Origin of the sequence: Streptomyces parvulus (assembly GCF_014648855.1) — a bacterium.
GTDB lineage: Bacteria > Actinomycetota > Actinomycetes > Streptomycetales > Streptomycetaceae > Streptomyces > Streptomyces parvulus.
Window position 1 is genome coordinate 22,881 of sequence record NZ_BMRX01000014.1, and the last position, 24,581, is coordinate 47,461.

24 protein-coding genes are annotated in these 24,581 nt (G+C 72.4%); 10 read left to right on the forward strand and 14 right to left on the reverse strand.

From position 1 onward, the window contains the following. The 7 genes from aroQ to IE108_RS26315 form a co-directional block, all read right to left on the reverse strand. Positions 1-474, reverse strand: coding sequence for a type II 3-dehydroquinate dehydratase (aroQ, locus tag IE108_RS26285; RefSeq protein WP_064727319.1), 474 nt, complete (start codon positions 472-474; stop codon positions 1-3). Positions 475-762: 288 nt separating this feature from the next. After that, the gene (locus IE108_RS26290; RefSeq protein WP_064727320.1) at positions 763-1,863 is read right to left on the reverse strand and encodes a calcium:cation antiporter; all 1,101 of its coding nucleotides are present in this window, start codon (positions 1,861-1,863) and stop codon (positions 763-765) included. Between the two features lie 149 nt (positions 1,864-2,012). Beyond that, positions 2,013-3,011: a TerC/Alx family metal homeostasis membrane protein gene (locus IE108_RS26295; protein WP_107420112.1), complete on the reverse strand. Its 999-nt coding sequence runs from the start codon at positions 3,009-3,011 to the stop codon at positions 2,013-2,015. Positions 3,012-3,267: 256 nt separating this feature from the next. Beyond that, positions 3,268-5,307 carry a TerD family protein gene (locus IE108_RS26300; RefSeq protein ID WP_064727322.1) on the reverse strand — a complete coding sequence of 680 codons (2,040 nt, stop codon included), beginning with the start codon at positions 5,305-5,307 and terminating at the stop codon, positions 3,268-3,270. Between the two features lie 125 nt (positions 5,308-5,432). Beyond that, complete coding sequence (locus tag IE108_RS26305) at positions 5,433-6,011, reverse strand: TerD family protein (RefSeq protein ID WP_064727323.1); 579 nt, start codon at positions 6,009-6,011, stop codon at positions 5,433-5,435. 143 nt (positions 6,012-6,154) lie between these two features. Beyond that, on the reverse strand, positions 6,155-8,299 hold the full coding sequence (gene uvrB, locus IE108_RS26310; RefSeq protein WP_064727324.1) for an excinuclease ABC subunit UvrB: 2,145 nt from the start codon (positions 8,297-8,299) through the stop codon (positions 6,155-6,157). Positions 8,300-8,339: 40 nt separating this feature from the next. After that, positions 8,340-9,218, reverse strand: coding sequence for an MHYT domain-containing protein (locus IE108_RS26315; protein ID WP_064727325.1), 879 nt, complete (start codon positions 9,216-9,218; stop codon positions 8,340-8,342). 288 nt (positions 9,219-9,506) lie between these two features. On the opposite strand from IE108_RS26315, the gene IE108_RS26320 reads away from it, so the two are divergent. Both IE108_RS26320 and IE108_RS26325 read left to right on the forward strand, forming a co-directional pair. Further along, positions 9,507-10,400, forward strand: coding sequence for a glycerophosphodiester phosphodiesterase family protein (locus IE108_RS26320; RefSeq protein WP_064727326.1), 894 nt, complete (start codon positions 9,507-9,509; stop codon positions 10,398-10,400). Between the two features lie 78 nt (positions 10,401-10,478). Further along, entirely contained in the window at positions 10,479-11,033 is a 555-nt protein-coding gene (locus IE108_RS26325) for a methylated-DNA--[protein]-cysteine S-methyltransferase (protein WP_064727327.1), read from the forward strand. Positions 11,034-11,072: 39 nt separating this feature from the next. On the opposite strand, the gene IE108_RS26330 is transcribed toward IE108_RS26325, so the two are convergent. Further along, the gene (locus IE108_RS26330) at positions 11,073-11,501 is read right to left on the reverse strand and encodes a VOC family protein (RefSeq protein WP_064727328.1); all 429 of its coding nucleotides are present in this window, start codon (positions 11,499-11,501) and stop codon (positions 11,073-11,075) included. A 136-nt stretch (positions 11,502-11,637) separates the two neighbouring features. Here IE108_RS26330 and IE108_RS26335 point away from each other — a divergent pair, with 136 nt between their 5' ends. Together IE108_RS26335 and IE108_RS26340 are read left to right on the forward strand one after the other, a co-directional pair. Beyond that, positions 11,638-12,546 carry a pseudouridine-5'-phosphate glycosidase gene (locus IE108_RS26335; RefSeq protein ID WP_064727329.1) on the forward strand — a complete coding sequence of 303 codons (909 nt, stop codon included), beginning with the start codon at positions 11,638-11,640 and terminating at the stop codon, positions 12,544-12,546. Beyond that, positions 12,543-13,463 carry a carbohydrate kinase family protein gene (locus IE108_RS26340; RefSeq protein ID WP_064731699.1) on the forward strand — a complete coding sequence of 307 codons (921 nt, stop codon included), beginning with the start codon at positions 12,543-12,545 and terminating at the stop codon, positions 13,461-13,463. The genes IE108_RS26335 and IE108_RS26340 overlap by 4 nt, the downstream gene beginning before the upstream one ends. 87 nt (positions 13,464-13,550) lie before the next feature. Here IE108_RS26340 and IE108_RS26345 read toward each other — a convergent pair whose 3' ends face one another. Beyond that, on the reverse strand, positions 13,551-14,345 hold the full coding sequence (locus IE108_RS26345) for a methyltransferase domain-containing protein (protein WP_064727330.1): 795 nt from the start codon (positions 14,343-14,345) through the stop codon (positions 13,551-13,553). Between the two features lie 235 nt (positions 14,346-14,580). On the opposite strand from IE108_RS26345, the gene IE108_RS26350 reads away from it, so the two are divergent. Further along, complete coding sequence (locus IE108_RS26350) at positions 14,581-15,708, forward strand: magnesium and cobalt transport protein CorA (protein ID WP_064727331.1); 1,128 nt, start codon at positions 14,581-14,583, stop codon at positions 15,706-15,708. A gap of 11 nt (positions 15,709-15,719) precedes the next feature. Here IE108_RS26350 and IE108_RS26355 read toward each other — a convergent pair whose 3' ends face one another. Then, entirely contained in the window at positions 15,720-16,352 is a 633-nt protein-coding gene (locus IE108_RS26355; protein WP_064727332.1) for a nucleoside/nucleotide kinase family protein, read from the reverse strand. Between the two features lie 204 nt (positions 16,353-16,556). On the opposite strand from IE108_RS26355, the gene IE108_RS26360 reads away from it, so the two are divergent. Beyond that, on the forward strand, positions 16,557-17,036 hold the full coding sequence (locus tag IE108_RS26360) for an anthrone oxygenase family protein (protein WP_064727333.1): 480 nt from the start codon (positions 16,557-16,559) through the stop codon (positions 17,034-17,036). Between the two features lie 146 nt (positions 17,037-17,182). After that, the gene (locus IE108_RS26365; protein ID WP_064727334.1) at positions 17,183-18,673 is read left to right on the forward strand and encodes a glutamate synthase subunit beta; all 1,491 of its coding nucleotides are present in this window, start codon (positions 17,183-17,185) and stop codon (positions 18,671-18,673) included. A gap of 118 nt (positions 18,674-18,791) precedes the next feature. Here the strand turns inward: IE108_RS26365 and IE108_RS26370 are convergent, their stop codons facing one another. Next, a complete protein-coding gene (locus IE108_RS26370) occupies positions 18,792-19,067 on the reverse strand; it encodes a DUF397 domain-containing protein (RefSeq protein ID WP_161346335.1) in 276 nt (91 codons plus the stop codon). Then, positions 19,068-19,928 (reverse strand): Sco1979 family transcriptional regulator, encoded by an 861-nt coding sequence (locus IE108_RS26375; protein WP_064727336.1) that lies wholly within the window; start codon positions 19,926-19,928, stop codon positions 19,068-19,070. Positions 19,929-20,187: 259 nt separating this feature from the next. On the opposite strand from IE108_RS26375, the gene IE108_RS26380 reads away from it, so the two are divergent. From IE108_RS26380 to IE108_RS26390, 3 genes are all read left to right on the forward strand, one after another. Further along, positions 20,188-20,847: an ATP-binding protein gene (locus IE108_RS26380; protein WP_064727337.1), complete on the forward strand. Its 660-nt coding sequence runs from the start codon at positions 20,188-20,190 to the stop codon at positions 20,845-20,847. After that, entirely contained in the window at positions 20,838-21,278 is a 441-nt protein-coding gene (locus IE108_RS26385; protein WP_064727338.1) for a hypothetical protein, read from the forward strand. The genes IE108_RS26380 and IE108_RS26385 overlap by 10 nt, the downstream gene beginning before the upstream one ends. Positions 21,279-21,595: 317 nt before the next feature. Beyond that, positions 21,596-23,461, forward strand: a complete 1,866-nt coding sequence (locus IE108_RS26390; RefSeq protein WP_107420399.1) for an ABC transporter ATP-binding protein — start codon at positions 21,596-21,598, stop codon at positions 23,459-23,461. A 6-nt stretch (positions 23,462-23,467) separates the two neighbouring features. Here IE108_RS26390 and IE108_RS26395 read toward each other — a convergent pair whose 3' ends face one another. Both IE108_RS26395 and IE108_RS26400 read right to left on the reverse strand, forming a co-directional pair. Next, the gene (locus IE108_RS26395; protein WP_064727340.1) at positions 23,468-23,653 is read right to left on the reverse strand and encodes a DUF8839 family protein; all 186 of its coding nucleotides are present in this window, start codon (positions 23,651-23,653) and stop codon (positions 23,468-23,470) included. A gap of 158 nt (positions 23,654-23,811) precedes the next feature. Further along, on the reverse strand, positions 23,812-24,501 hold the full coding sequence (locus IE108_RS26400; protein ID WP_064727341.1) for a DUF899 domain-containing protein: 690 nt from the start codon (positions 24,499-24,501) through the stop codon (positions 23,812-23,814). Positions 24,502-24,581 lie beyond the last annotated feature (80 nt).

Here is a 24,581-nt window from a genome sequence, read left to right on the forward strand (position 1 = left end):
TCAGGCCTGTGTGCGGCCGGTGCCGGCCAGCGCGGCGATCCGCTCCACGGCGAACGCGTACCCCTGCACACCGCACCCCGCGATGACCCCGTCGGCGCGCTGCGAGACGTAGGAGTGGTGCCGGAACGGCTCCCGCTGGTGGATGTTGGAGATGTGGACCTCCACCACGGGCAGCCCGTCGCAGGTGTTGAGCGCGTCCAGGACCGCCACGGACGTATGCGAGTAGGCGGCGGGGTTGATCACGACCCCGCAGTGGTTCAGCCGGGCCTCGTGGATCCAGTCGACCAGCTCGCCCTCGTGGTTGGACTGCCGGAAGTCCACCGTCCCGCCGAGCGCCGCCGCCGTCTTCGCGCACAGGGCCTCGACGTCGGCGAGGGTGTCGGAGCCGTAGATCTCCGGCTGCCGCTGGCCCAGCAGGTTCAGGTTGGGGCCGTTGAGGATCATGATCGGGGCGTTGGCCAGGGTGCGGGGCACGGTTCCTCCGGTCCGTGAGGGGTGCGGCGGCCCTTGCGCGACCGCCGCTCGGCCCCCGGTCTATCACGGTGCCTCGGGGCTCCGGCCGGCCGTACCCGGCGCCTAGGGTCTGTCGCTTGGATCATGCCGGCGTCGCGGGGCGTGGCACGCGCATCTGCGGCGTTGTCGTCGGTTGCCAACGCTCCGCGTTGTCGCCCTCCTCCGCCTTGCAGCCGCACGCACCACGCCCCGCTCGGGTGGGCCGGCAAGGACCCTCCCTCTCAGCCGGCCTGATCCAAACGACAGACCCTAGGGATTGATGGCAAGCTCCAGGTACGCCGCGAACAGCACCAGGTGGACCCCTCCTTGCAGGGGCGTGGCCCGTCCCGGCACGACCGTCAGCGAGGCGACGACCACGGTGAGGGCGAGCAGCACCATGTGGATGGAGCTCAGGCCGAGGACCAGGGGGCCGCTGAGCCACACGGAGGCCAGGGCGACCGCGGGGATGGTCAGCCCGATGCTCGCCATCGCCGAGCCGAGGGCCAGGTTCAGGCTGGTCTGCACCCGGTCGCGGCGAGCGGAACGCACCGCGGCGATGGTCTCGGGGAGCAGCACCAGCAGGGCGATGATGACGCCGACCACGGCGTGGTGCAGCCCCGCGGCCTCCACTCCGTCCTCGATGGTCGGCGAGACCCCCTTGGCCAGGCCGACGACGCCGATCAGCGCCAGGGCCAGCATCACCAGGCTGATGAGGGCGGTGCGGGCGGACGGGGCGTCGGCGTGCTCCTCGACCGTGATCACCTCGCCGTGCCGGGTGATCGGCAGGAAGTAGTCGCGGTGCCGCACGGTCAGGGTCGCGATGAACAGGCCGTAGAGGATCAGCGAGGAGAGCGCGGCGAAGGTGAGCTGCACGGTGGAGAACTCCGGGCCGGGCGCGCTGGTGGTGAACGTCGGCAGCACCAGGCTGAGCGTGGCCAGGGTCGCCACCGTCGCGAGGGCGGCGCCGGTGCCCTCCGGGTTGAACACGGCGATGCCGTGCCGCAGCGAGCCGACCAGGAGGCTGAGGCCCACCACGCCGTTGCAGGTGATCATCACGGCCGCGAAGACCGTGTCCCTGGCCAGGGTGGCGCTCTTGTCACCTCCGTCGGCCATCAGCGTCACGATGAGCGCGACCTCGATGACCGTGACCGCGACGGCGAGGACCAGGGAGCCGAAGGGCTCGCCGACCCGGTGGGCGACGACCTCCGCGTGGTGCACGGCCGCCAGGACGGCCGCCGCGAGGACGACCGTCATCACCGCCACGAGGACACCGGGCAGATCGCGTCCCCAGGTGAGCACCAGCAGCACCACCGCGGCCATGGGGCTGAGGGCCGTCCACTGCGTGATGAGCTCCCTGGGACGAGTGATCATGGGCCGATCGTCGCAGAGCGCGAGAGCGCCCGCACTCCCTGTGGCGCGGACCGGCGAACGGGAAGCGGCGGGCGGCTGGTCGCCGCCCGCCGCTTCCGGTGGTGGTGCCCCGACCGGCTACGGCCGACTGGGGATCGGACCGTGTCCGGTCAGGCCTCGACGCTGTCCTTCTCGGCGTCGTCCTTGCCGGCGGCCGCCTCGGCCGCGGCCTGCTTCTTGGAGGCCCGCAGGCTGGTGATCGTGGTGACGATCAGGACGGAGCAGATCACGCCGAGCGAGACCGGAATGCTGATCTCGGGCACGTGCACCCCGGACTCGTGCAGGGCGTGCAGCACCAACTTCACGCCGATGAAGCCCAGGATGATCGACAGGCCGTACGAGAGGTGGACCAGCTTCTTCAGCAGACCGCCGATGAGGAAGTACAGCTGCCGCAGACCCATCAGGGCGAACGCGTTGGCCGTGAACACGATGTACGGGTCCTGGGTCAGGCCGAAGATCGCCGGGATGGAGTCGAGCGCGAAGAGCACGTCGGTGGTGCCGATCGCGAGCATCACGACCAGCATCGGGGTCATGATCCGCTTGCCGTTCTCCTCGATCCACAGCTTGGTGCCGTGGTATCGGTCGGCGACGCCGAAGCGGCGCTCGGCGGCCTTCAGGAGCTTGTTCTCCTCGAACTCCTCGTCCTCCTCGTCGGCCCGGGCCTCCTGGATGAGCTTCCAGGCGGTCCAGATGAGGAAGGCGCCGAAGATGTAGAAGACCCACGCGAAGCTGGCGAGGATCGCGGCGCCGGCGGCGATGAAGATCGCCCTGAGGACCAGGGCGATGAGCACACCGATGAGGAGCACGCGCTGCTGGTACTGCGAGGGCACCGCGAACTTCGCCATGATCAGGACGAAGACGAAGAGGTTGTCCACGCTGAGGGACTTCTCGGTGATGAAGCCCGCGAAGAACTCGCCGGCGGGCTGGCCGCCGCCGAAGACGAGCAGGCCGACTCCGAAGAGGCCGGCGAGGGCGATCCAGACGACCGTCCAGATCCCTGCTTCCTTGATCGATACGTCGTGCGGCTTGCGGCCGATGAAGAAATCGACCGCGATGAGGGCGGCGAGGCCCACGATGGTCAGGACCCACAGGGTCACAGAAACTTCCACTACGCCTCCGGCAGTGCGTCACACGGCAAATGTCAGCGTCGTCGCTGCCGGAGGTCTCTTCCACCCCGGGTGTCCGGAACGCGCGATGCGTCCGCGGAACCCACGGGCCGACGCCCCGGGATCTGGCCTGATCCGTATTGACGGGTACGCCGCACAGACAGGGAGTACTCCCCTCCGTACGGACGACAGTACCCCATTCCCCAAGGGAAGGTAAAGAGATTTGCAAATAACGCTCAAAAGGCCAGCTCGGAGGGGGTTACCTGCCCCACGAACGGCGGGCGGCCGCGACCTGGGTGAGGACCTGGTGGAGCACCTGGCTGCCCGGCGGCACGAGCGCGGGCTCGTACGTCCACGCGTGACCGACCCATGGGTCGGCGAGGTGGTCGTCGGGCACTGGAGTCAGCCGCAGCAGCGAGCGCCACAGCGGATCCAGCAGCGGCCCGTACCCCGCGGAGTCCTCCCGGTCGGCGACCATCATCAGGTGGACGCCGACGGCCGGCCCCTCGTCGGCCAGGTAGCGCAGCTGGTTCACCGCCCGGTCGTCGAAGCCGTGCGGGAAGTCGTTGACGATCAGCAGCTGCTGGGAGGTGTCGACGCCGGGCGGCAGCGCGTCGGGGGCGCCGCCGCGCAGCGCCATCTGTACCAGGTCGACGCGCTGGGTGAGGCGGGCCAGCACCTCCGCGGCCCCGGCCGCGCCGACGGCGGGTGGAGCGGCGAGCACTCCGCTCCGCACCAGGGGTGACAGTGCCTGCGCGCCGGACCCGGCCGGATCGATGACGTGGACCGTGAACTCCCCAGCCGGATAGACGGCGAGGAGCCGGGCCGCGTGCGCGACCGCCGTCTCCAGGCCGAGCCGCCGGGTCTCGTGGGAGTCCGTGAGTGACCCTTCGGCCGAGGCGGACCGCCCGCTGTCGATCCACAGACCCCGCTCCAGCGGCAGCCGCATGAGCAACGGGATGCGCACGCGGTCGGCGTCCGGCAGATGGAGATCGCCCAGCCGCAGGGCCATCGGTATCTCCATCGGCACCCGGTAGGCGTGCCAGACCGGGTTGTCCCAGCGCGCGAAGGCGGCGGGCAGGGCGGGCTCGACGACCTCGGCCTCGGCGAGCAGCTGGGCGACGTCCCGGTCCAGGACCTCCCTGGCCCGGGACACCAGCTCGCCGTGCCGGGCACGCGCCGCCTCGCGGGCCGCGTCCCCCTGCCCGCCGATCCGGCTGCGCGGGTCGGACAGGGCCTGGTCGAGTTCCTTCTCCATGCGCGAGTCGGCGAAGTCGACGGCGCTGCGGTACGCCGCCGTGGTGCGGGCCAGGTCCTCGAACATGCCCCACACCTGGTTGTAGAGCCGTTCCTCCATGGACCAACCGGTGGCGTCGCCGGCGACGGGCCGCGCGGTCCGGCCGGGCTCCGCCGGGGGCGCGGTCGGCGGGGGCGGCGGCGGGGCCGCGTTCTGGCGGCGCGGGTGGCTGTAGTCGATCGGGGCGCCGCCGGTGGGCGTGGACGGCCGTCCGGTCGCCGCCGGGTCGCCGGGGCCGTCGCGATAGGGCTGCGGCGCTCCGTGCTGTCCCGGCACGCCCGGGGTGGTCGGGCCGGCCGGGCCCTGGGCGTCGTACGGGGACACCGGCGGCACGGCACCGGGGGTGCCCTGGGTGGCGCCGCCGTGGTCGGGGCCCTGCGCCGGGGTGGCCGCCTGCCGGGGGCGGTCGGTGTCCGCGGCGCGGGCCGGCGGTGCGGGGACCGAACGGGCCAGTCCGCGGGCCACGGCCTCGTGGACGGTCGCGGCGAGCCGGTGTGCCTCGGGGAGTTTCTGGTCGGTGAGGAGTTCGGCCAGTCCGCCCGCGTAGCCCTGGCCGACGGCGCGCACCTTCCAGACGCCCCGGCGCCGGTAGAGCTCCAGCGCGACGACGGCGGACTCGGCTTCCAGACCGGTCACCGTGTAGCTGGCGACCTCGTCGCCGTCGAGGTCGGTGACCGCCACGAAGGGGGCGGCGACGGCACCGAAGCGGAGCGGTCCCTGCCCGCCGGTGGGCAGGGCGAGCAGCACGCTCACCCGGTGCACGGTGTCCGGCAGGGCGTCCAGGTCCACAGCGAGACGGTGGTCGGCGGCCGCCTGCCGGGAGACCTCCAGTCCCGGCAGTGTGGGTGTGCCCGGGTGGGCCACCCACTCGACGCCGTGGACTGCGCCCTGCTCGTCGCCGAGCGTGGCTCCGGCCACGACCGGCGTACCGGCCGAGACCCGGATCTCCAGGCGGGCTCCTGGAAGCGGGTGGTTCTGTCCCCGCGTCAGCTCGGCCGTCATCGCCTGTCCCCCTGTGTCACTCGTGCGTCACTCGTGGAGTGCCGTGCGGCGCTCGTCCGTCCCGTCCCGGGGCCGGTGTCCTGCCGGTCCCTCCCCGGGACCGGCGTTGCGGCTTCGTAGGGCCGTCAGAGGACCGGCAGGATCGCCGGCATCAGGTCCTGGAAGGTGCGGCCGTTGGCCGGGGACCCGATGGCGGTCATCGCCCAGCCCTGCCCGGCCCGGTGCACCTTGGCCATGATCTGGGCGGTGTAGGCGCCGCCGCCGGCCAGCGTGTACCGGGCGAGCTCCTGGCCGTTGGTCTCGTCGACCAGGCGGCAGAAGGCGTTCTGCACTTCCTGGAAGGTCTGGCCGGTGAACGAGTTGACGGTGAAGACGATCTGGTCGATGTGGACGGGGATGCGCTGGAGGTCCACGAGGATGGCCTCGTCGTCGCCGCCCTGGCCGACGCCGCCGACCAGGTTGTCGCCGGTGTGGCGCACCGAGCCGTCGTCGCTCACCAGGTGGCGGAAGAAGACGACGTCGACCGGCTGCTTGTCCGCGAAGAGGACCGCGGAGGCGTCCAGGTCGATCTCCCGGGTGCGGGAGCCGAACAGGCCGCGCCGGGGAGCCGCCTGCCAGCCGAGACCCATGCGCACCGACGTCAGGCTGCCGCCGTCGTTCTTCTGCAGACTGATGGCCTGACCCTTGGTCATGTTGACGGTCACGCGCTGATCCCCTCTCGAGCTGTCCCCTGTTGCCGCGGAGCCCGCGGTTGACCCGAACCCTACGCAGGGGCACCGACACCGCCCCACCCCGGTCCGCACTTTGTGTCGGTCTTGCAACACAGCGCGTGCCCGGGGCGCGCCCCTCAGGCCAGGCCCGCCTCCTTCATCTGACGCAGTTCCTTCTTCATCTCGGACACCTCGTCGCGCAGCCGGGCCGCGATCTCGAACTGGAGGTCGGCGGCGGCCGCCCGCATGCGGTTGGTGAGGTCCTCGATCTGCTCGGACAGCTCCGCGGCGGGACGGTCGGTGGGCACCGTCTCCTTGCTCCGGCCCTTGCCCTTGGCCGGCTTCGCCCCTGCGGCCGCTTGGCCACCGAGGGAGGGGACGGGGGTCTTGGCGCCCTTGCCCTCCTTCCCCTGGCGGTAGCCCGAGCCGAGCAGCTGCTCGGTGTCGACGTCCTCGCGGGCGATCTGCGCGACGATGTCGTTGATCTTCTTGCGGAGCGGCTGCGGGTCGATGCCGTTCGCCCGGTTGAACGCGACCTGCTTCTCGCGGCGGCGGTTGGTCTCGTCGATCGCCTTCTCCATCGCCGGCGTGATCTTGTCGGCGTACATGTGGACCTGGCCGGAGACGTTGCGCGCCGCGCGGCCGATGGTCTGGATCAGCGAGGTGCCGGAGCGCAGGAAGCCCTCCTTGTCGGCGTCCAGGATCGCCACCAGGGACACCTCGGGCAGGTCGAGGCCCTCGCGCAGCAGGTTGATGCCCACCAGGACGTCGTACTCACCGGCCCGCAGTTCACGCAGGAGTTCGACGCGGCGCAGGGTGTCGACGTCGCTGTGCAGGTAGCGGACCTGGATGCCCAGTTCCAGGAAGTAGTCGGTCAGGTCCTCCGCCATCTTCTTGGTGAGGGTGGTGACCAGGACGCGCTCGTCCTTCTCGGTCCGCTTCCGGATCTCGTGCACCAGGTCGTCGATCTGGCCCTCGGTGGACTTGACGACGACTTCCGGGTCGACGAGGCCGGTGGGGCGGATGATCTGCTCCACGGCGCCGTCCGACCGGGAGAGCTCGTAGGTGCCCGGCGTGGCCGACAGGTAGACGGTCTGCCCGATGCGCCCCTGGAACTCCTCCCACTTGAGCGGCCGGTTGTCGAGGGCGGACGGCAGCCGGAAGCCGTGGTCGACCAGGGTGCGCTTGCGGGAGGCGTCGCCCTCGTACATGGCGCCGATCTGCGGCACGGTGACGTGCGACTCGTCGATGACGAGCAGGAAGTCGTCCGGGAAGTAGTCGAGAAGCGTGTTCGGCGGGGAGCCGGGGAGGCGGCCGTCGAAGTGCATCGAGTAGTTCTCCACGCCGGAGCAGCTGCCGATCTGGCGGAGCATCTCCAGGTCGTACGTCGTGCGCATGCGCAGCCGCTGGGCCTCAAGGAGCTTGCCCTGCTTCTCCAGCTCGGTCAGGCTCTCGGCGAGCTCCTTCTCGATGTCGTTGACCGCCCGCTCCATGCGCTCGGGGCCCGCGACGTAGTGGGAGGCCGGGAAGACGTACAGGTGCTGGTCGTCGCTGATGATCTCGCCGGTGACCGGGTGGAGGGTGGACAGGGCCTCGATCTCGTCACCGAACATCTCGATGCGGACGGCGAGCTCCTCGTAGACCGGGAAGATCTCGATGGTGTCGCCGCGCACGCGGAAGGTGCCGCGGGTGAAGGCCATGTCGTTGCGCGTGTACTGGATGTCGACGAAGCGGCGCAGCAGCTCGTCCCGGTCGTGTTCCTCACCGACCCGCAGGGGGACCATGCGGTCCACGTACTCCTGGGGGGTGCCCAGGCCGTAGATGCAGGAGACGGAGGCGACCACGACGACGTCTCGGCGGGTGAGTAGGGAGTTCGTCGCGGAGTGGCGCAGGCGCTCCACCTCCTCGTTGATCGAGGAGTCCTTCTCGATGTAGGTGTCCGACTGCGGGACGTAGGCCTCGGGCTGGTAGTAGTCGTAGTACGAGACGAAGTACTCGACCGCGTTGTTGGGCAGCAGTTCGCGGAACTCGTTCGCCAGCTGGGCGGCCAGGGTCTTGTTCGGCGCCATGACCAGGGTGGGCCGCTGGAGCTTCTCGATCATCCACGCGGTGGTGGCGGACTTGCCGGTGCCGGTCGCGCCGAGCAGGACGACGTCCTTCTCGCCTGCTTCGACACGCCGGGCCAGCTCGGCGATGGCCGCCGGCTGGTCGCCGTTCGGCTGGTAGGGGCTGACGACCTCGAAGGGCGCCACCGTGCGTTCGATCTGGGAAACGGGCCGCATGGGTTCCACCGTACGACCCCCCACTGACAACCGGCTCCGGTCAGCGGTTCTGCGGGGTGCGGGAGCGCCGGTGGACGAGAGGGCGGCGGAGATGGCGGGCGGGGTGGTGCACCGGGCCGTGCGGCCTGTGCGGGGCCTCGGTGTGGGCCGGGATGCCGGGCTTCCGCTCGACGGGGGGCGCGGTGGGCCGGCCCATGACCATCAGCGGATCGCGCAGGACGACCACCCCGGCGAGAAGGAGGAAGGCGAGGGGGCCGATCAGCATCGGGGCGAGGAGTTCGGCGGGTGAGGCCCCGACGGTGGGCTCGGTCGTGCCGCTGACGTGGACCTCGAGGGCCGCCATGCCGGTGTAGTGCATGCCGGTGACCGCCAGTCCCATGATCAGCGCGGCGCCCACGCTCCACAGGAAGCCCCGGACCTGTCCGGCCGCCCACAGCGCGGCGGTGGCCGCGGCCATGGCTATGCCGACGGACACGGACACGGTGAAGGTGTTGTAGGTCAGCTGCCCGTCCAGGTGCATTCCGGCCATGCCCAGGTAGTGCATGGAGGCGATGCCCAGGCCGGTGATGGTGCCGCCGGTGAACAGGGCCGTCCCGCGGGCGCCCCGGTAGCCGACGATGAAGATCCCGATCCCCACCATGACGATGGCGACGGCCAGGCTGGCGAAGGTCATCAGCCAGTCGTAGCGGATCGGCGTGTGCTCGATCGTGAACCCCATCATCGCGATGAAGTGCATGGTCCAGATGCCTGAGCCGATCGCCGCCGAGCCCAGCGCGAGCCAGCCGGGGCGCCAGGAGCGCGTGACCAGCAGGGCTCTGGTGGTGCAGCGCAGCCCGAGGGCACCGCCGAGACATGCCATGAGATAGGCCACCAGCGGTGTGACGAGTCCGTAGTTGAATCCGTCGACCGTGCCTTGCATGTGCGGCTGCCCTTCCGCCTTCTTGCTCCCCGGTGCGTCCCGGATTCTCCTGATGCGGCCCTGTCGCGGGCCTGTGCGAACGGCCGGGGCCGAGGCCGAGAGTATGCCGCCCACCGGAATGGTCGAACGATTCTCCGGCAAAGAATCACGGGCTCGCCCCACTTGTGCCGCCCTGGTGAGCGTAGTTGAGCATCTCCATTCAGCCAGTGGCCATTCCGTACCCCTCTTCCGTTGACTCTCCGGTGTCACAGTGGAGCTGTCCGTGATCGCTCGACGCGAGGAGTACGCATGCAGGTGCGCACAGTTGCCGTCACGACCACCGCGCTTCTGGGAGTCGCCCTGACGGCTCCCCTCTCGCACGCACGCGCCACCGCGGCCGGCGACGACGGGCCCACGGTCGTCGCGCACCGGGGCGCCTCCGCCTACGCGCCGGAGAACACGCTGGCCGCCGTCGACAAGGCGGCCGAGCTGGGGATCCGCTGGGTGGAGAACGACGTCCAGCGCACCAGGGACGGCGAGCTCGTCGTCCTGCACGACGACAACCTGCGGCGTACGACCGACGCGGAGGAGGTCTTCCCCGACCGGTCCCCCTGGAAGGTGAAGGACTTCACCGCCGCGGAGATCGCCCGGCTGGACGCGGGCAGCTGGTTCGGGTCCGCGTACGCGGGCGCGCGCGTGCCGACGCTGGAGCAGTACGTGGACCGGGTGGAGCGCAACCACCAGAAACTGCTGCTGGAGCTGAAGAGCCCCGAGTCGTACCCGGGCATCGAGCAGCAGACGCTCAAGGTGCTCGCCAACGAGGGCTGGCTCGACCGCCGCCATGTGGCCGGCCGGCTGGTGGTGCAGAGCTTCAGCGCGGACAGCATCCGGACGGTCCACGAGCTCAAACCGGCCGTCAAGACGGGATTCCTCGGCACTCCGGCCGTGTCGGACCTGCCCGAGTACGCCGAGTTCGCCGACCAGATCAACCCCTCGCACACCTCCCTGACCATGAGCTACGTGTCCTCGGTGCACGCCTTCACCGGGCCGCACGGCAGGCCGATGGAGGTCTTCGCCTGGACGGTGGACACCGCGGCCGCCGCCCGGCTGGTGGCGGGCCACGGTGTCGACGGCATCATCACCAACAAGCCCGACGTGGTGCGGGACGCCGTGGGCGAGGACCCGGACTCGTCCGCGCGCTGACCCTCCCCCCGCCCGGGACGGACGGCCGCACCGGCCGCCGTCCCGGGCGTTGTCAGTGGCCGGCCGTACCGTGGGCGCATGGGCAGCCATGGGCAGTACGAGCGGCGGGTGGTGTGGACGGTCGTCGGCACCGGCATAGGACCGCTGCTGCTGGCCACCACCGATGACGGTCTGGTCAACGTCGTGTTCCACGCCACCGAGGCCACCCGCGACCAGGCGCTCGACCGGCTCGCGGCCCGGCTGGGCGCTGAGCCCGTCGAGGCACCCGGGTCCCCGTTGCTCGCCGAGGCGATACGCCAGGTGGAGGCGTACTTCGCCGGGGACAGACAGGACTTCGAGCTGCCGCTGGACTGGTCGCTGATCTCCGGCTTCAACCGGCAGGTGCTGCGCGCGCTCGCCGCCGGCGTCCCCTACGGCTCGGTCGTCGGGTACGGCGATCTGGCCGGCCGGGTCGGCCGGCCAGGCGCGGCCCAGGCCGTGGGCATGGCCATGGGCGCCAATCCTTTGCCGGTCGTCGTGCCGTGCCACCGGGTGGTGGAGAGCGACGGCGGCATCGGCGGGTTCGGGGGCGGAGTGGAGACCAAGCGGCGGTTGCTCGCACTGGAGGGTGTGCTGCCCGAGCCGCTGTTCTGAGCGCCCGCTCCGCCCCGCTCGCGGCCGCGGCGGGTGGAGCTAGTCGTAGTGGCGGGCCTCGATGATGTTGCCGTCCGGGTCGCCGAAGTAGAAGCTGCGCCGGGCCATGCCGCGGGCGCCGTAGGAGTCGTGGGAGAGCTCCGAGACCGGGACGGACTGCTCCTCCAGACGGGCGCGCAGCGCGTCGAAGTCGTGCGCGGGCAGGGACAGGCAGACGTGGTTGACGGGATGCCCCGCGCTCTCGTCGGCGCCGGGGACGACGCGCATGCGGGCGGCGAGGGAGTGGGGCGCGAGGTCGAGGATGGTCTCCTCGTTGAGCCGCACGGAGGGGAAGCTCACGGTCCCCGCGGCGTACTCGGTCAGCCGCAGGGGCTCGAGGCCCAGGTTCTTCTCGTAGAAGCCGGCCGCGGCGACCGGGTCGCGTACCCAGAGCACCACGTGGTCCAGGCGTGTCGTGTTCTCCGTCATGGTTCCCAGGCTGGTGCCCTCCCCCGGGGCCCGCAAGAGGCCGGCGGGGCCCGCTCGGGGGTTTGGCCCGGTGCGCCGCCCGCCAGGGATGAGGGAGACCGGAGCTGAGGGAGACCGTCGGACAGGAGGCAGGCGCGTGATGCTGGTGGTGTCTGAAGAGGTGCGGGCGGCGACAGAGGCACGGGAGCCGGTGGTGGCCCTGGAGTCCACGATCATCGCGCACGGGTTGCCGCGCCCGCGCAATCTGCTGGTGGCCCGCGAGCTGGAGGAGGCGGTGCGCCGGGAGGGCGCGGTGCCGGCGACGATCGCCGTCCTGGACGGACGGCCCCACGTGGGCCTCGACAAGGAGCAGCTGGAGCGGGTCGCCAACGAGGACGGAATCCGCAAGCTGGGCCACCGGGACCTGCCCTTGGCGGTGGCGGCCGGGGCGAGCGGTGCGACCACCGTGTCGGCGACCGCTCTGCTGGCGTCCCTGGCGGGCGTACGGGTGTTCGCGACCGGCGGGCTCGGTGGGGTGCACCGCGAGTGGACGGTGACGCAGGACGAGTCGGCGGACCTGGGGCTGCTGGCGCGCACCCGGATCACCGTGGTCTGCGCCGGGGTGAAGTCCATCCTGGACGTGCCGGCGACCCTGCAACGGCTGGAGACGCTCGGTGTTCCGGTGGCCGGCTACGGCACGGACCGCTTCCCCGGCTTCTACCTGTCCGACTCCGGGCACCCGGTGGACTGGACGCTGGACAGCCCGGAGCAGGTGGCCGCGGTGATGCGGGCGCAGGACGCGCTGGACGGACCGGGGTCCGCGTTGGTCGTCGCCAACCCCGTCCCCGAGGAGGAGCAGCTCGATCCCGACCTGCACGCGCGTGTGCTGGCCGGCGCGCTGCGCGCGTGCGAGGCGGAAGGCGTGACGGGGCAGGCGGTCACGCCGTTCCTCCTCGACCACCTGGTGCGCCACACCGACGGTGCCTCGCTGAGCGCCAACCTCGCGGCGGTGCGGGGGAACGTGCGGCTGGCGGCGCGCATCGCGACGGCGTGGTCCCGGGCATGACCGTACGGCCGGCCACGGCACTGCTGGTCGTCGGCGACGTCGTCACGGACGTGGTGGCCCGGCACCGGGGACCGCTGGCCGCCGGGACGGACACCGTCGCCTCGATCCGGCGGCTCCCCGGTGGGGCGGGTGCCAACGTGGCCTGCTGGGCGTCCTGGGCGGGGCACGCGGACGTCCGCCTGCTGGGCCGGGTCGGCGCCGACGCGGCCGACTGGCACGCGCGGGAGCTGGCTGAGTCCGGGGTACGTCCCCTGCTGGTGGTCGACGCGTCGGCGCCGACGGGCACGGTGGTCTGCCTGGTCGACACGGGCGATTCGGCCGAGCGGACGTTCCTCACCGACAGCGGGGCGTCGCTGCGGATCGGGCCGGACGACTGGTCGGACGCCCTGCTCGACGGTGTCGCGCACCTGCACCTGTCGGGCTACCTGTTGTTCGCGGAACCGAGCCGTGCCCTGGCGTCGGTCGCGCTGGCCGCGGCACGCGCGCGCGGGGTGCCGGTCAGCCTGGACCCGGCCTCGGCGGGGTTCCTCGCCGGACTGGGCGTCGACCGATTCCTGCGCCTCGTCGAGGGGGTGGAGGTCCTGCTGCCCAGCCGTGACGAGGCGTGCCTGCTCACCGGATTGCCGGATACCGCGGACGCGGCGGCGAAGCTGAGCCGGCAGTTTCCGTCCGTGGTCGTCAAGCAGGGGGTGGAGGGCGCGCTGGTGGCTCGTGCCGGGGCGGTGCGCGCCGCGATCCCCGCCGTCCCGGCCTCGCCGCGGGACAGCACGGGCGCGGGAGACGCCTTCACCGGCGCTTTCCTCGCCGCGCTGCTCGCGGGCGCGACGCCCGAGGGGGCGGCGGCCGCGGGGTGCGGGGCGGGAGCGGCCGCGGTGGAGGAGGTGGGCGGAAGACCTCCGCGGGCGGCCGGCCGGTGACCGTGGGACAACGCGCCGGGGCTCTCGTCCCGCGGGTTCTGGTGCCGGGCGCCCCGAACGCCCCGTGAGGCCGGCAGCCGGTGCTCCCTAAGCCTTGCGCCCCCACGCCGAGATCATCGGCGCCGTCGCCAGGTCCATGCTGCCGGACGCGACGTTGGCGAGGTGCCGGTCGATGTCCTCGTGGGTGGCCACCCCGCCGCTGACCAGCTCGTCGCGGATCTGACGGACCGTCGCCGACTCCAGGGCGGCGCAGGCGGGCGAGGTGACCGGGAAGTAGGCGTCGGCCTCCACGCGGCGCAGGCCGGCCTCCCGGAGCAGGCGCGGCAGCCGGCGGCCGTACGAGAGGTCGGCGCCCCGGCGGGACAGCAGCTGGCGGAAGCCGTGCCGCAGCCGGTTCGCCAGCTGCTGCTCCGGGCCGTTCTCGTCGGGGCAGAGCAGAGGCTGCAGGGCGGGGTCGGCGTCCTCGACGAGGAGACGGCCGCCGGGGCGCAGGGCGGCGACCATCGACCGCAACGCCCGCTCGCGGTCCGGGACATGGACGAGCACGAGCCTCGCGTGCACCAGGTCGAACCCGTCGCCCGGGGGTTCCTCCGCGCCCACGTCGTGCACGCGGACCTCGACCGGCGGGCGCCCGGCCGCGGCGACCCGCGAGGTGTCGATGTCCGTCGCGAGGACCCTGCCGGTCGGCCCGACCTTCTTGGCCAGCCACGACACCACCGAGGTGCCTCCCGCCCCGACCTCCCAGCAGCGCCAGCCGGGTCCGACACCCAGCGTTTCGAGGTGCCGGAACGTGGTGGGGTCGAAGAGCGTGGCGAAGGCGTCGAAGCGCTCCGCAGCCTCGGCCTGCCGGTTGTCGAGGAGGTATCCGTCGGTTCGCGTCATGCCTCGATCATCCCAGTTGTCCGGCTTGCCGGACGGGGGCGACGCTCCGGCGCGAGGCCCCCGGCGGGAGGCCGGGACGGCACCGGCCTCGGGGGCCGGACGGTTCGTCCACAGGCGGGAACAAAGCGGAATGTGCCCCTTCCACAGGCCGGTCCGGCGTTCGCGCGGGACTGGCAGACTGGCCTGCCAAGGCGCGGGAAGCACGGCGCGAGGGGACCCACGCGAGGAGACTCGGATGACCATGGCAGGGAATCTGCGGAAGGTCACCGGCCTGGGAAAGGTCGGCGGCCTGCGGAAGGTGGCACGGCTGGGCCGCCGGCGACGGCGGGTGGACCTGAGCCACCCGGCCCGCTCTCCGCTGGGTTCCTCGGTGGTGAACTGCGTGACCTACCGGGACGGGATCCGCACCCCCGAGGGCGGCGACCCGGTCGAGGTGGTGACCAGGATGCGCAGGCGCGGCGCGGGCTTCGTCTGGCTCGGCCTGCACGAGCCGACGGACCAGGAGTTCGCCGGCGTCGCGGAGCTGTTCGACCTGCACCCGCTGGCGGTCGAGGACGCGATCGAGGCCCACCAGCGGCCGAAGGTGGAGCGGTACGGCGACACGCTCTTCGCGGTGTTCAAGACCGTCTGCTACGTGGAGCACGAGGAGCTGACGGCGACGAGCGAGGTGGTGAGCACCGGCGAGATCATGGTGTTCGTCGGCGAGGACTTCGCGATCACCGTGCGCCACGGGCGGCACGGCTCCCTGGGCCCGCTGCGCGAGGAGCTGGAGTCCGATCCGGGTCAGCTCGCCAAGGGTTCCTCGGCGGTGCTGCACGCGATCGCGGACCACGTGGTCGACGACTTCCTGCACGTCATCGAGTCCGTCCAGGCGGACGTGGACCACGTGGAGACGGAGGTCTTCGCGGAGCACGGCGCCCGGGTCGACCCGGGGCGGATCTACCAGCTCAAGCGTGAACTGCTCGAGCTGAGGCGGGCCGTGGTGCCGCTCGGCCGGCCGCTGGAGGAGCTGGCCACCCGGCCGTTCCGCGTGGTCGACCAGGAGATACAGGCCTACTTCCGGGACGTCTCCGACCATCTGCTGAGGGCCACCGAGCAGATCGCCGCCTTCGACGAACTGCTCAACTCCATCCTCCAGGCCCACCTCGCCCGCGTGACGGTCGCGCAGAACGAGGACATGCGGAAGATCACCGCCTGGGCCGCGATCGTCGCCGTCCCCACCATGGTCTGCGGCGTGTACGGCATGAACTTCGACCACATGCCCGAGCTGCGCTGGCGGTACGGCTACGGCCTGGTCATCGGGGTGATAGCGGTCGCCTGCCTGGCGCTGCACCGGGGCTTCCGGCGCAACGGCTGGCTCTGAGGGCGGACGGGTCAGCCGCTCCACGCGGGATGCCGGGGATCGTCGGCCCGCACCAGGACGTCGGCGGTGCCGGCGGGGTCGGTCTCGTCGTCGTAGCGCTCGAAGGCGGGCAGGGTCCACCGCTCGGCCTCCGCGGTCCGGCGCCGCAGCGCTCCGGGCGTGAGGACCAGATGGACGCTCAGATCCAGGGGGAACCAGTGACGCAGCAGGAACGGACCGTGCAGCAGCAGCACACCGCCGGGCGGGAGCCGGGCATAGGGGCTGCGGGTGGCGCGGTCGGTGACGGGGTCCCACAGGTCGGGCAGAACCCGCCCGTTCCCCTCGGGCCCGAGGGGGTCGAAGACCTCGCGCCACAGGGCACCGATGTCGTACCAGCCGCTGTAGTAGGACTCGGCGTCCCGGTGCCCGTACTCCAGGCGCAGCGAGGCCGGGCGCAGGAAGCCCTCCGTGCCGACGACGAGGGAGGGGCGACCGCGGACGCGCAGGGCCTCGGAGATGCGCTCGGCGAGGGCTCCCGGGCCGGCGGCCGGGGCGCCGTCGAGGGCGACCCGCGTCCAGGCGCCGCCGTCCGCGGGTTCGACGGCGAGCAGGCGCTCGGCGAGCTGTTCGCCGAGCCGGTCCCAGGTGATCGCTTCCAGTCGCACCCGCCCATGATGCGTCACTCACCGGGCGACCGCGTGGCCGTCGGAGCGAGGACCGGCGCGGGGGCGGGCCCCCGGAAGCGGGCCGGTGCGGGGACGCGTGTGCATCGACCATGGTCACCGGGCCCGTGCCGATGTTGACTTGGGACGACCGACGGCGGACGGCGCCGGTCGGGCGAGCGCTCTACGGGTGGGAGTTGACGCGACATGATCGACGGACCGTACTTCGTGCTGACGGTGCTGGGTGTGCTCGGGGCGGGGCTGACGGCCGGTGTGTTCTGCGCCTTCTCGACCTTCGTCATGCAGGGGCTGGCCGCCCTGCCGCCCGCTCAGGGGGTCGCCGCCATGAACTCGGTCAACCGGGCCGCGGTGCGGCCGGCCTTCATGCTGGTGTTCCTCGGGACGGCGGTTCTGGCGGTGGTGATCGCCGTGGTGACCTTCGTCCTGTGGCCGGAGGGGGCCGCGGTGGAGCTGCTGCTGGGCAGCGCGCTCTTCCTGATCGGCTCGTTCGGGGTGACCGCGGCCGCCAACGTGCCGCGCAACACCGCCCTCCTCGAAGTGGAGCCGGGATCCGCACAGGCGGCCGACCGGTGGACCTCGTACGTGCGCGAGTGGACGGCGTGGAACCACGTGCGCACGGTCGCCTCGGCCGCGACGGTGGTGCTCTACGTGCTCGCCCTGAGCTGAGGAGACGGGCGCCGCCGCGGCCCGGCGAGCGGCGGGGACGGGGGGCGTGCGGCGCTCTGCGGCCGGGGCGGGCCGGACGTATCGTGGGGCGGAAGAGCGCCGATCGCGGCGCCCGGCCAGCCACCCCGCACGCAAGGGAGACGGCCATGGCCGATCCGAAGGGTTTCCTGACGACGCCCCGCGAGGAGTGGCCGCGCAGACCGGCCGAGGAGCGGATCCGGGACTGGGACGAGGTGTACGTCCCCGGCGGGCTCTTGCCGATCGTCGGCGCGCAGGCCGACCGGTGCATGGACTGCGGGATCCCCTTCTGCCACGAGGCCTGCCCGCTGGGCAACCTGATCCCGGACTGGAACGACCTGGTGGCCCGTTCGGACTGGCGGGCGGCGAGCGAGCGGCTGCACGCGACGAACAACTTCCCCGAGTTCACGGGGCGGTTGTGTCCCGCGCCGTGCGAGGCGGGCTGCGTCCTCGCGATCAACCAGCCGGCCGTCACCATCAAGAACGTCGAGTGCGCGATCGCCGACCGGGCCTGGGAGGAGGGCTTCACCCCGCCGCGGCCGCCGGACCGGCTGTCGGGGAAGACGGTGGCGGTGATCGGCTCGGGACCCGCCGGGCTCGCGGCGGCCCAGCAGCTGAGCCGGGCCGGGCACACGGTGGTGGTGTTCGAGCGGGACGACCGGATCGGCGGGCTGCTGCGGTACGGCATCCCCGCCTTCAAGATGGAGAAGCGGCACTTGGAGCGGCGCATCGGGCAGATGCGGGCGGAGGGCACGAAGTTCCGGACGTCGACCGTGGCCGGCCGGGACGTGGGCGCCGCCGAGCTGCGCGGCCGTTACGACGCCGTGGTGATCGCCACCGGGGCCACCGCCTGGCGCGAGCTGGACGTGCCGGGGCGAAAGCTCGCGGGGATCCACCAGGCGATGGAGTATCTTCCGCTGGCCAACCGGGTGTGCGAGGGCGACCTGGAGCACTCCCCGCTCTCCGCCGAGGGGAAGCACGTCGTCATCGTCGGCGGCGGCGACACCGGCGCCGACTGCCTGGGCACGGCGGTGCGGGAGCGGGCCGCGTCCGTGACCCAGCTGGACATCTACGCGCAGCCGGGTGCCGACCGGGACGAGGACGTGGAGCCCTGGCCGGTGTATCCGCGGCTCTACCGGCTGTCGGCCGCGCACGAGGAGGCACGCGACCTGGGGTCCGCGCCGGCGGCGGACGCGGACGCGCGGCTGTTCGCGGCGTCCACGCTCCGCTTCACCGGCGACGACGACGGACACGTGCGGTCGCTGCACCTGGTCGGGGTGGACGCGGGGCGCCGTCCGCTGCCGGGCACGGAGCGCTCGCTCCCGGCGGACCTGGTGCTGCTGGCCCTCGGTTTCTCGGGGCCCGGCCGCGACGACGGGTTGGTGGCGGGCCTGGGGCTGGAGCTGGAGCCCCGCGGCACGATCGCCCGGGACCGGGAGTTCGCGACCGGCGCGCCGGGAGTCTTCGCCGCGGGGGACGCGGCGCGCGGGCAGTCGCTGGTCGTGTGGGCGATAGCCGAGGGGCGGGCGGTGGCGGCGGCCGTCGACCGCCACCTGTCGGGCGGCCACACCCGGCTTCCGGCCCCGGTGGGGCCCTACGACCGGCCGATGAGGGTCTGACCGGCCCGTCGGGGACGGGCCGGTCGGACGCTCGGAGACGTCGGTTCTCCCTCTCGATGGGTGATCGGGTCGGTTCCACGCAACTTAAGAGCAACAAGAACGAGACACGTGGCGCGTCTCAGGAGAGCAGGAAGTCCGCCTCCCCCGCCTTCGCCCCTTCGATGAAGGCCGTCATCTCCGCGGAGGTGTAGATCAGCGCCGGCCCGTCCGGGTCGGTGGACTGCCGCACCGCGATCCGCCCGTCGGCGAGCTTCATGGCCTCCAGGCAGTTACCTCCGTTGCCGCCGCTCCAGGGCTTGTGCCAGCCCTCGCTGCCCAGTTCGCCGGCGGGCATGCCGTTGTAGATCCGCTCGCCGCGGGTCCGTGGCGAGCGCTGGGGCTTGATGCGGTTCATTCACAGCTCCTTGCGGAGATCCCGGAGGATCTCCTTCGTGCGATGTGCCGTGGCGGCCTGCGCCGCCATGCGGTCCATGACCTCGAGGTGGGTCGCCACCTCGGCGCGCGCGTCCAGATAGACGGCGCCGGTCAGGTACTCGCTGTAGACCATGTCCGGCAGTTCCGGCATGGCGAATCGGAACAGCACGAAGGGCCCGTAGGTGCCGGGGTGCGGCCCGTTGGAGAACGGGGCGACCTGCAGCGTCACGTTGGGCAGCTTCGTGGCCTCGAGCAGCCTGTCGATCTGGGCACGCATCACCTCCGGACCGCCGACGGGGCGGCGCAGCGCGGTCTCGTCCATCACGACCCAGAGCCGGGGCGCGTCCTTGCGGGTGAGCAGTTCCTGGCGTCGCATGCGCAGGTCGACGTGGCGCTCGATGTCGTCGGGCCTGGTCTGCCCGATGGCGCCCGACAGCAGCACGCCGCGCGCGTAGTCCTCGGTCTGGAGCACGCCGGGGACGAAGTGCGGCTCGTAGGAGCGGATCAGGGCGGCGGCGCCCTCCAGGCTGACGTAGAGCGAGAACCAGCCGGGCAGGATGTCGTGGAAGCGCTGCCACCAGCCGGGCTTGTTGGCGTCCTCGGCCAGCCCTACGAAGGCCTCCGCCTCCTCGTCGCCGACGCCGTAGGCCTTCAGCAGGAGCTGGAGGTACGGGATCTTGAGGGCGACCTCGGCCATCTCCATCCGGCGGACGGTGGCGGGGGCGACGCGCAGGATGCGGGCGGCTTCCTCACGCTTGAGGCCCGCGCGTTCCCGCAGGTCCAGCAGGCGCCGGCCGAGTACGACCTGGCCGACCGTCGGCGCGGACCGCGGCTCACTCACCGCCCACCTCCTGAAGAGTCCCGAAGGGTCCCCGCGTCAGGGTCCCCGCGTCGCTGTGCCCTGGTGCCTGTGACCCGGTGCGGACAGCCCGGCGGCGCCATCCGAAGACCTGTTCGAAAACCTGTCCAGGTCTTCGCCGGTCTGAAGTGGCGCCGCTCGTCGTGCTGTTGCGAGCAGTGTGCCACGCCCGCCCAGAACGTCACACAGCACTCTGCATTTTTCAGAGTGACACTTGCCAAGTGTTCACGGCGGGGCGATAGTGGCAAGCGTGATTCCGTCCGCGCCCTTAGGAACAGACGCCACCGCGGGCTCCCTGGGCCTCGGTGCCGCTATGGGAGCCGGCCCTTCGGGGACCGCAGCCGCAGAGCGCCGGTTCCGTTTCGAACTGGCCGCCCATCCGAGTTCCCCCGCGCAGGCGAGACGCCTGACCCGGGCGCGGCTGAACGGCTGGTCGGTGTGCGAGGACACCTGCGACACCGCGGCCCTGGTCGTCTCCGAGCTGGTCACCAACGCGATCGTGCACACGGCGAGCAGCCACATAGTCTGCGAGCTGCACGACGGTGCCGAACTGGTCCGCATAGCCGTGCGCGACGAGGGCTGCGCCCCCGGCCAGCCCCACCCCTCGGACGATCAGCAGCCCGAGGACGAGCACGGCAGGGGACTGCTCCTCGTCGACGCCCTGTGCGACGCGTGGGGCGCCCACGAGCACGGCCCCGGACTGCTCGTCTGGGCGGAGCTGCCGCGCAAGGCCGACGGACCGCACGACCCGTCGGAGCCCCGCAACGACCTGGGCTGGGGCGCCCGCCCGAAGCCCGGCCCCGCCGACGGCGGCGGCGAGGACGAGGCCGAGGGACACCGCCGGGAATCCCCCCGCGGAACCGGCACCGAATGGCGCGGAACGGGGACCGAATGGCTGTGAGGGCTGCGTCCGGAATCCGACCGCTCGGCCTGGACACGATGGTCCGCCTGCAGCGCGAACGGCGCTCCCCGGGGACACCCCGGCGACTCGCCGTACCGGACGGCATGACGATCCCCCTGGGCTGCGACGCGGTGGCCGTCCCCGCGGAACTCGGCCAGCAGGTGCTCCCCCGGCTCCCGCGCGTCGGCTGCGTCTACGCCGACGAGGTGCGCTGGTGGTGGATCGTGCCGTCCGACTCCGACTACGCCCTGGAGTGGCCCGCGCCGGCGTGGTACGCCACGGGAGCGGTGGTCCCCGACGCCCCGGTCCTGCCGGGCCTCATCTACCGCCCGGACGACACGGTCCCGTACACCCCGCCGATCCCCCTCTACCTGGCGCTGTGCAGGCTGACGAACACGACACCCACCTGGTCGCGATCGGTGACCGCGTAGCACCCGCACCCCCGTCCCCTCGCCCCACCCACGCGCCCGCCCGTGTCGACGGGTGCCCGCCCCGCACGCCCGCGCGCGCCGCCGAGGATCCACCCGCCGCGCTCCGCGCGCCCCCGACCGGCTCCCCCGGGTCGGGCGTGCGCCCGCGCGCTCCGGACTCCCCCGCCCGCGCCCTGCCCCGGGGTGCCCCACCCCCGCGATAGTGGCCGTCCGTCCACGATCGGGGGAGGCAGACGGTGCGCAGGAAGGGCGGCGCGGAACCTGCCGGGGTGTCGGAGTCGGAGCGCCTGCTCTTCGGCGGCCCCCTGCGCTACGACATGGGCTGGAACCAGCACGCCGACGCGTTCCTTGAACTGGGCTTCCGCGCGATGCTGACGCGGCTCCCGTCCCTCCTGGCGTCCAGCCTCCGGCTCGCCCGGCAGGCCGACCCGCAGGCGGCGCGGACGGTGCTCGCGGCGGAGGTGGGCCGGGGCCTGGCACAGGCGGTCAGTCTGCTCGCGGTCAACAGCGTGCTGGCCGGGCTGATGGCCGCCGGCCCGATCGAGGAGCGGCTGCGCGGCGTCGTCCCCGCCCTGGTCGCGGTGGCCGCGGCGATGCTGGTCGCGGCGCTGCTGCGGGCGGCGTCGACGTATGCGACGGGGCGGCTGGAGCCGAAGGTCGAGCGGGTGGCCACCGAGCGGTACCTGGAGCGGGCCGCCGCCGTGGAGCTGTCCGCGATCGAGGACCACGCCTTCCACAAGCTCCTGGACACCGCCCAGTACGGCGCCGCCTCGGCGCGGCGCATGATCTCGTACGGCACGCGCGTGGTGAACGCGATGATCTCGCTGATCGCCGCGGCCGGCGTGCTGACCGTCCTGCACCCGGCGCTGCTGCCGCTGCTGGTGACGATGACCCTGCCGAGCGCCTGGAGCGCCCTGACACTCGCCCGGCGCCGGTACGAGTCCTTCCACGCGTGGGTGCAGCACGAGCGGGCCGGACGGCTGCTCGGCAGTCTGCTGATCGAGCCGGCCGCGGCCCCCGAGATCCGGGTGCACTCGGTGGGCCCGTTCCTGCTGCGGCACTTCCGTGCGATGGCGGAGACCGCGGAGGCGGAGCAGGCCAGGCTGGCCCGGCTGGCCGCCCGCACGGGTCTGATCGCCTCGGCCTGGACGGGGGTGGCGACGGCCGCGACGTACGCGACGCTCGGCGGGCTGCTGGTCGGCGGCGCGATGGCCCTGTCGGTGGCGGGCACCGCCGTGATCGCCGTCCGCACCGGTTCGCAGAGCCTCGGCACGCTGGTCGTCGAGGTCAACGCGCTCCACGAGGAGGCGCTGTTCGTCGGCGACCTGGACCGGCTGCACGTGGAGGCGGCCGGGCGGGCCATCCCGCTGGGCGGCGCCGCGCTCCCCGACGACCCCAAGGAGATCCGCTTCGAGCACGTCACCTTCGGATATCCGGGCGACGCGGTCCGGCCCGCGCTCGACGACGTGTCGCTCTCCCTGCCGCTGGGAAAGATCGTGGCCCTCGTCGGCGAGAACGGCTCGGGCAAGACCACGCTGGTCAAGCTGCTCGCGGGCCTCTACACGCCGGACCGGGGCCGCATCACCTGGGACGGGGTCGACGCGGCGACCGCCGACCGGCACGCGCTCGCCGAACGCGTCGCGATGGTGGCCCAGGACTTCAAGCGCTGGCCGTTCACCGCGCGGGTGAACGTCGCCGTGGGCCGCTCATCGGTGCCGCTCGGCGACGACCGGGTGGCCGGCGCGGTGGCGGAGGCCGGCGCCGAGGACGTGGTCGCCGACCTGCCGCGCGGCCTGGACACCCTGCTGGCCCGCAACTTCAGCGGCGGGCACGAGCTGTCCGGCGGCCAGTGGCAGCGGGTCGGGATCGCCAGGGCGGCGTACCGGCAGGGCCGCATCCTCATCGTCGACGAGCCCACGGCCGCCCTGGACGCCCGCGCCGAGCTGGAGGTCTTCGAGAAGATCCGCGCCCTGGCCGGGAGCGGGCAGACCGTCGTCCTCATCACCCACCGGCTGGCGTCCGTGCGCCACGCGGACCTGGTGCACGTGCTCGACCAGGGCCGGCTGGTGGAGTCCGGGACGCCCGACGAACTGCTGGGCTCCGGCGGGCTCTACGCGGAGCTGTACTCGCTCCAGGCGGAGCAGTTCACGAAGGCGCCCGTCCCGGCCCCCGAGGCCGGCTGACGGACGTCAGGCCGCCGCGTCGCTCGTGGCCCCGGCGCCGCGCACGACGACCAGGAACATGTCCGTGGCGAGGTCCATGACCACTTCGGCGGGCTGGCCCTCCAGCCGCCGTGCCTGTGCGAACTCCTCCGCCGGCCAGGATCCTCGCGGTCCACCTGCGGGAAAGCGTTCGAGCACTGTTCGCCCGTTCACTCCGCACCTCCATGCAGCGCTGTACTCGTAGAGAGTTAAACGCCAACTATGGAGCCCGAGGCTCGCGCGGTGATGGTACTGAGACATAGTCGACACCCGTTCACCGCAAAGGGTGAACGGCGGCGCGGCCGTTCGGCCGCTTTCCGCCACGGAGCGTGTCAGTCCTCGTACTCGTCGTGATAGCGGACCGCCTCGCTGCCCGCGGGGGCACCGAGAGCCGTCGCGCGCCCCTCCGGTTTCTCCCAGGGCTCCTGCCGGCCGAGCGCCGTCAGGTCGAGCAGGCTGGTCGTGGAACCGAGCCCGTCCAGACCGCGCTCGTACGTCGAGTAGGTGTGGAAGACCCGCTCGCCCTCGCGCAGGAAGCAGCTGAGACCCGGCCGCTCGACCAGCTCGCCCTCGTGCGCGCGGGTCACCTCGAAGTCGGCGTTGAAGTCGCTGACGAAGGACGAGTACCAGGGCAGCGTCCAGCCCATCCGCGCCTTGAACGGAAGGATCTTCGGGTACGGCGCCCGGGAGACGGCGGCGAAGGACGTACCGCGGGCCCGCAGGTGCGCGAGGTGGCCGAGCTGGTCCAGGAACGCCGAGCAGCTGCGGCAGCCGGCGTCCCACTCGGGGGCGAACATGAAGTGGTAGACGACGAGCTGGTCGCGGCCCTCGAACAGGTCGAGCAGCGTGGCCTTGCCGCAGCCGCCCTCGAACACGTATTCCTTGTCGATCTCCACCATGGGCAGCCCGCGGCGTTCGGCGTTGAGGGCGTCACGCGCGCGGGTGGCCGCCTTCTCCTTGGCCAGTAAGGCCGCGCGCGCCGCGCGCCAGTCGGCGCGGGTCGCGATCTCGGGCAGCGACATGGCTCCAGCTCCTCCAGTGCGACGGACCGTCGAAGGGTGGTGACCGCCGCGGGGAGAAGAACTCATCGCGGCTCACGGAA

Coding starts and splice junctions, on each gene's coding strand:
- IE108_RS26290 (WP_064727320.1), bottom strand. CDS start 1,863: ATGATCACTCGTCCCAGGGAGCTCATCACGCAGTGGACGGCCCTCAGC.
- IE108_RS26320 (WP_064727326.1), top strand. CDS start 9,507: ATGCAGGTGCGCACAGTTGCCGTCACGACCACCGCGCTTCTGGGAGTC.
- IE108_RS26385 (WP_064727338.1), top strand. CDS start 20,838: ATGGCTGTGAGGGCTGCGTCCGGAATCCGACCGCTCGGCCTGGACACG.
- IE108_RS26390 (WP_107420399.1), top strand. CDS start 21,596: ATGGGCTGGAACCAGCACGCCGACGCGTTCCTTGAACTGGGCTTCCGC.
- IE108_RS26340 (WP_064731699.1), top strand. CDS start 12,543: ATGACCGTACGGCCGGCCACGGCACTGCTGGTCGTCGGCGACGTCGTC.
- uvrB (WP_064727324.1), bottom strand. CDS start 8,299: ATGCGGCCCGTTTCCCAGATCGAACGCACGGTGGCGCCCTTCGAGGTC.
- IE108_RS26370 (WP_161346335.1), bottom strand. CDS start 19,067: ATGAACCGCATCAAGCCCCAGCGCTCGCCACGGACCCGCGGCGAGCGG.
- IE108_RS26400 (WP_064727341.1), bottom strand. CDS start 24,501: ATGTCGCTGCCCGAGATCGCGACCCGCGCCGACTGGCGCGCGGCGCGC.
- IE108_RS26300 (WP_064727322.1), bottom strand. CDS start 5,307: ATGACGGCCGAGCTGACGCGGGGACAGAACCACCCGCTTCCAGGAGCC.
- IE108_RS26330 (WP_064727328.1), bottom strand. CDS start 11,501: ATGACGGAGAACACGACACGCCTGGACCACGTGGTGCTCTGGGTACGC.
- IE108_RS26345 (WP_064727330.1), bottom strand. CDS start 14,345: ATGACGCGAACCGACGGATACCTCCTCGACAACCGGCAGGCCGAGGCT.
- IE108_RS26350 (WP_064727331.1), top strand. CDS start 14,581: ATGACCATGGCAGGGAATCTGCGGAAGGTCACCGGCCTGGGAAAGGTC.
- IE108_RS26315 (WP_064727325.1), bottom strand. CDS start 9,218: ATGCAAGGCACGGTCGACGGATTCAACTACGGACTCGTCACACCGCTG.
- IE108_RS26360 (WP_064727333.1), top strand. CDS start 16,557: ATGATCGACGGACCGTACTTCGTGCTGACGGTGCTGGGTGTGCTCGGG.
- IE108_RS26325 (WP_064727327.1), top strand. CDS start 10,479: ATGGGCAGCCATGGGCAGTACGAGCGGCGGGTGGTGTGGACGGTCGTC.
- IE108_RS26365 (WP_064727334.1), top strand. CDS start 17,183: ATGGCCGATCCGAAGGGTTTCCTGACGACGCCCCGCGAGGAGTGGCCG.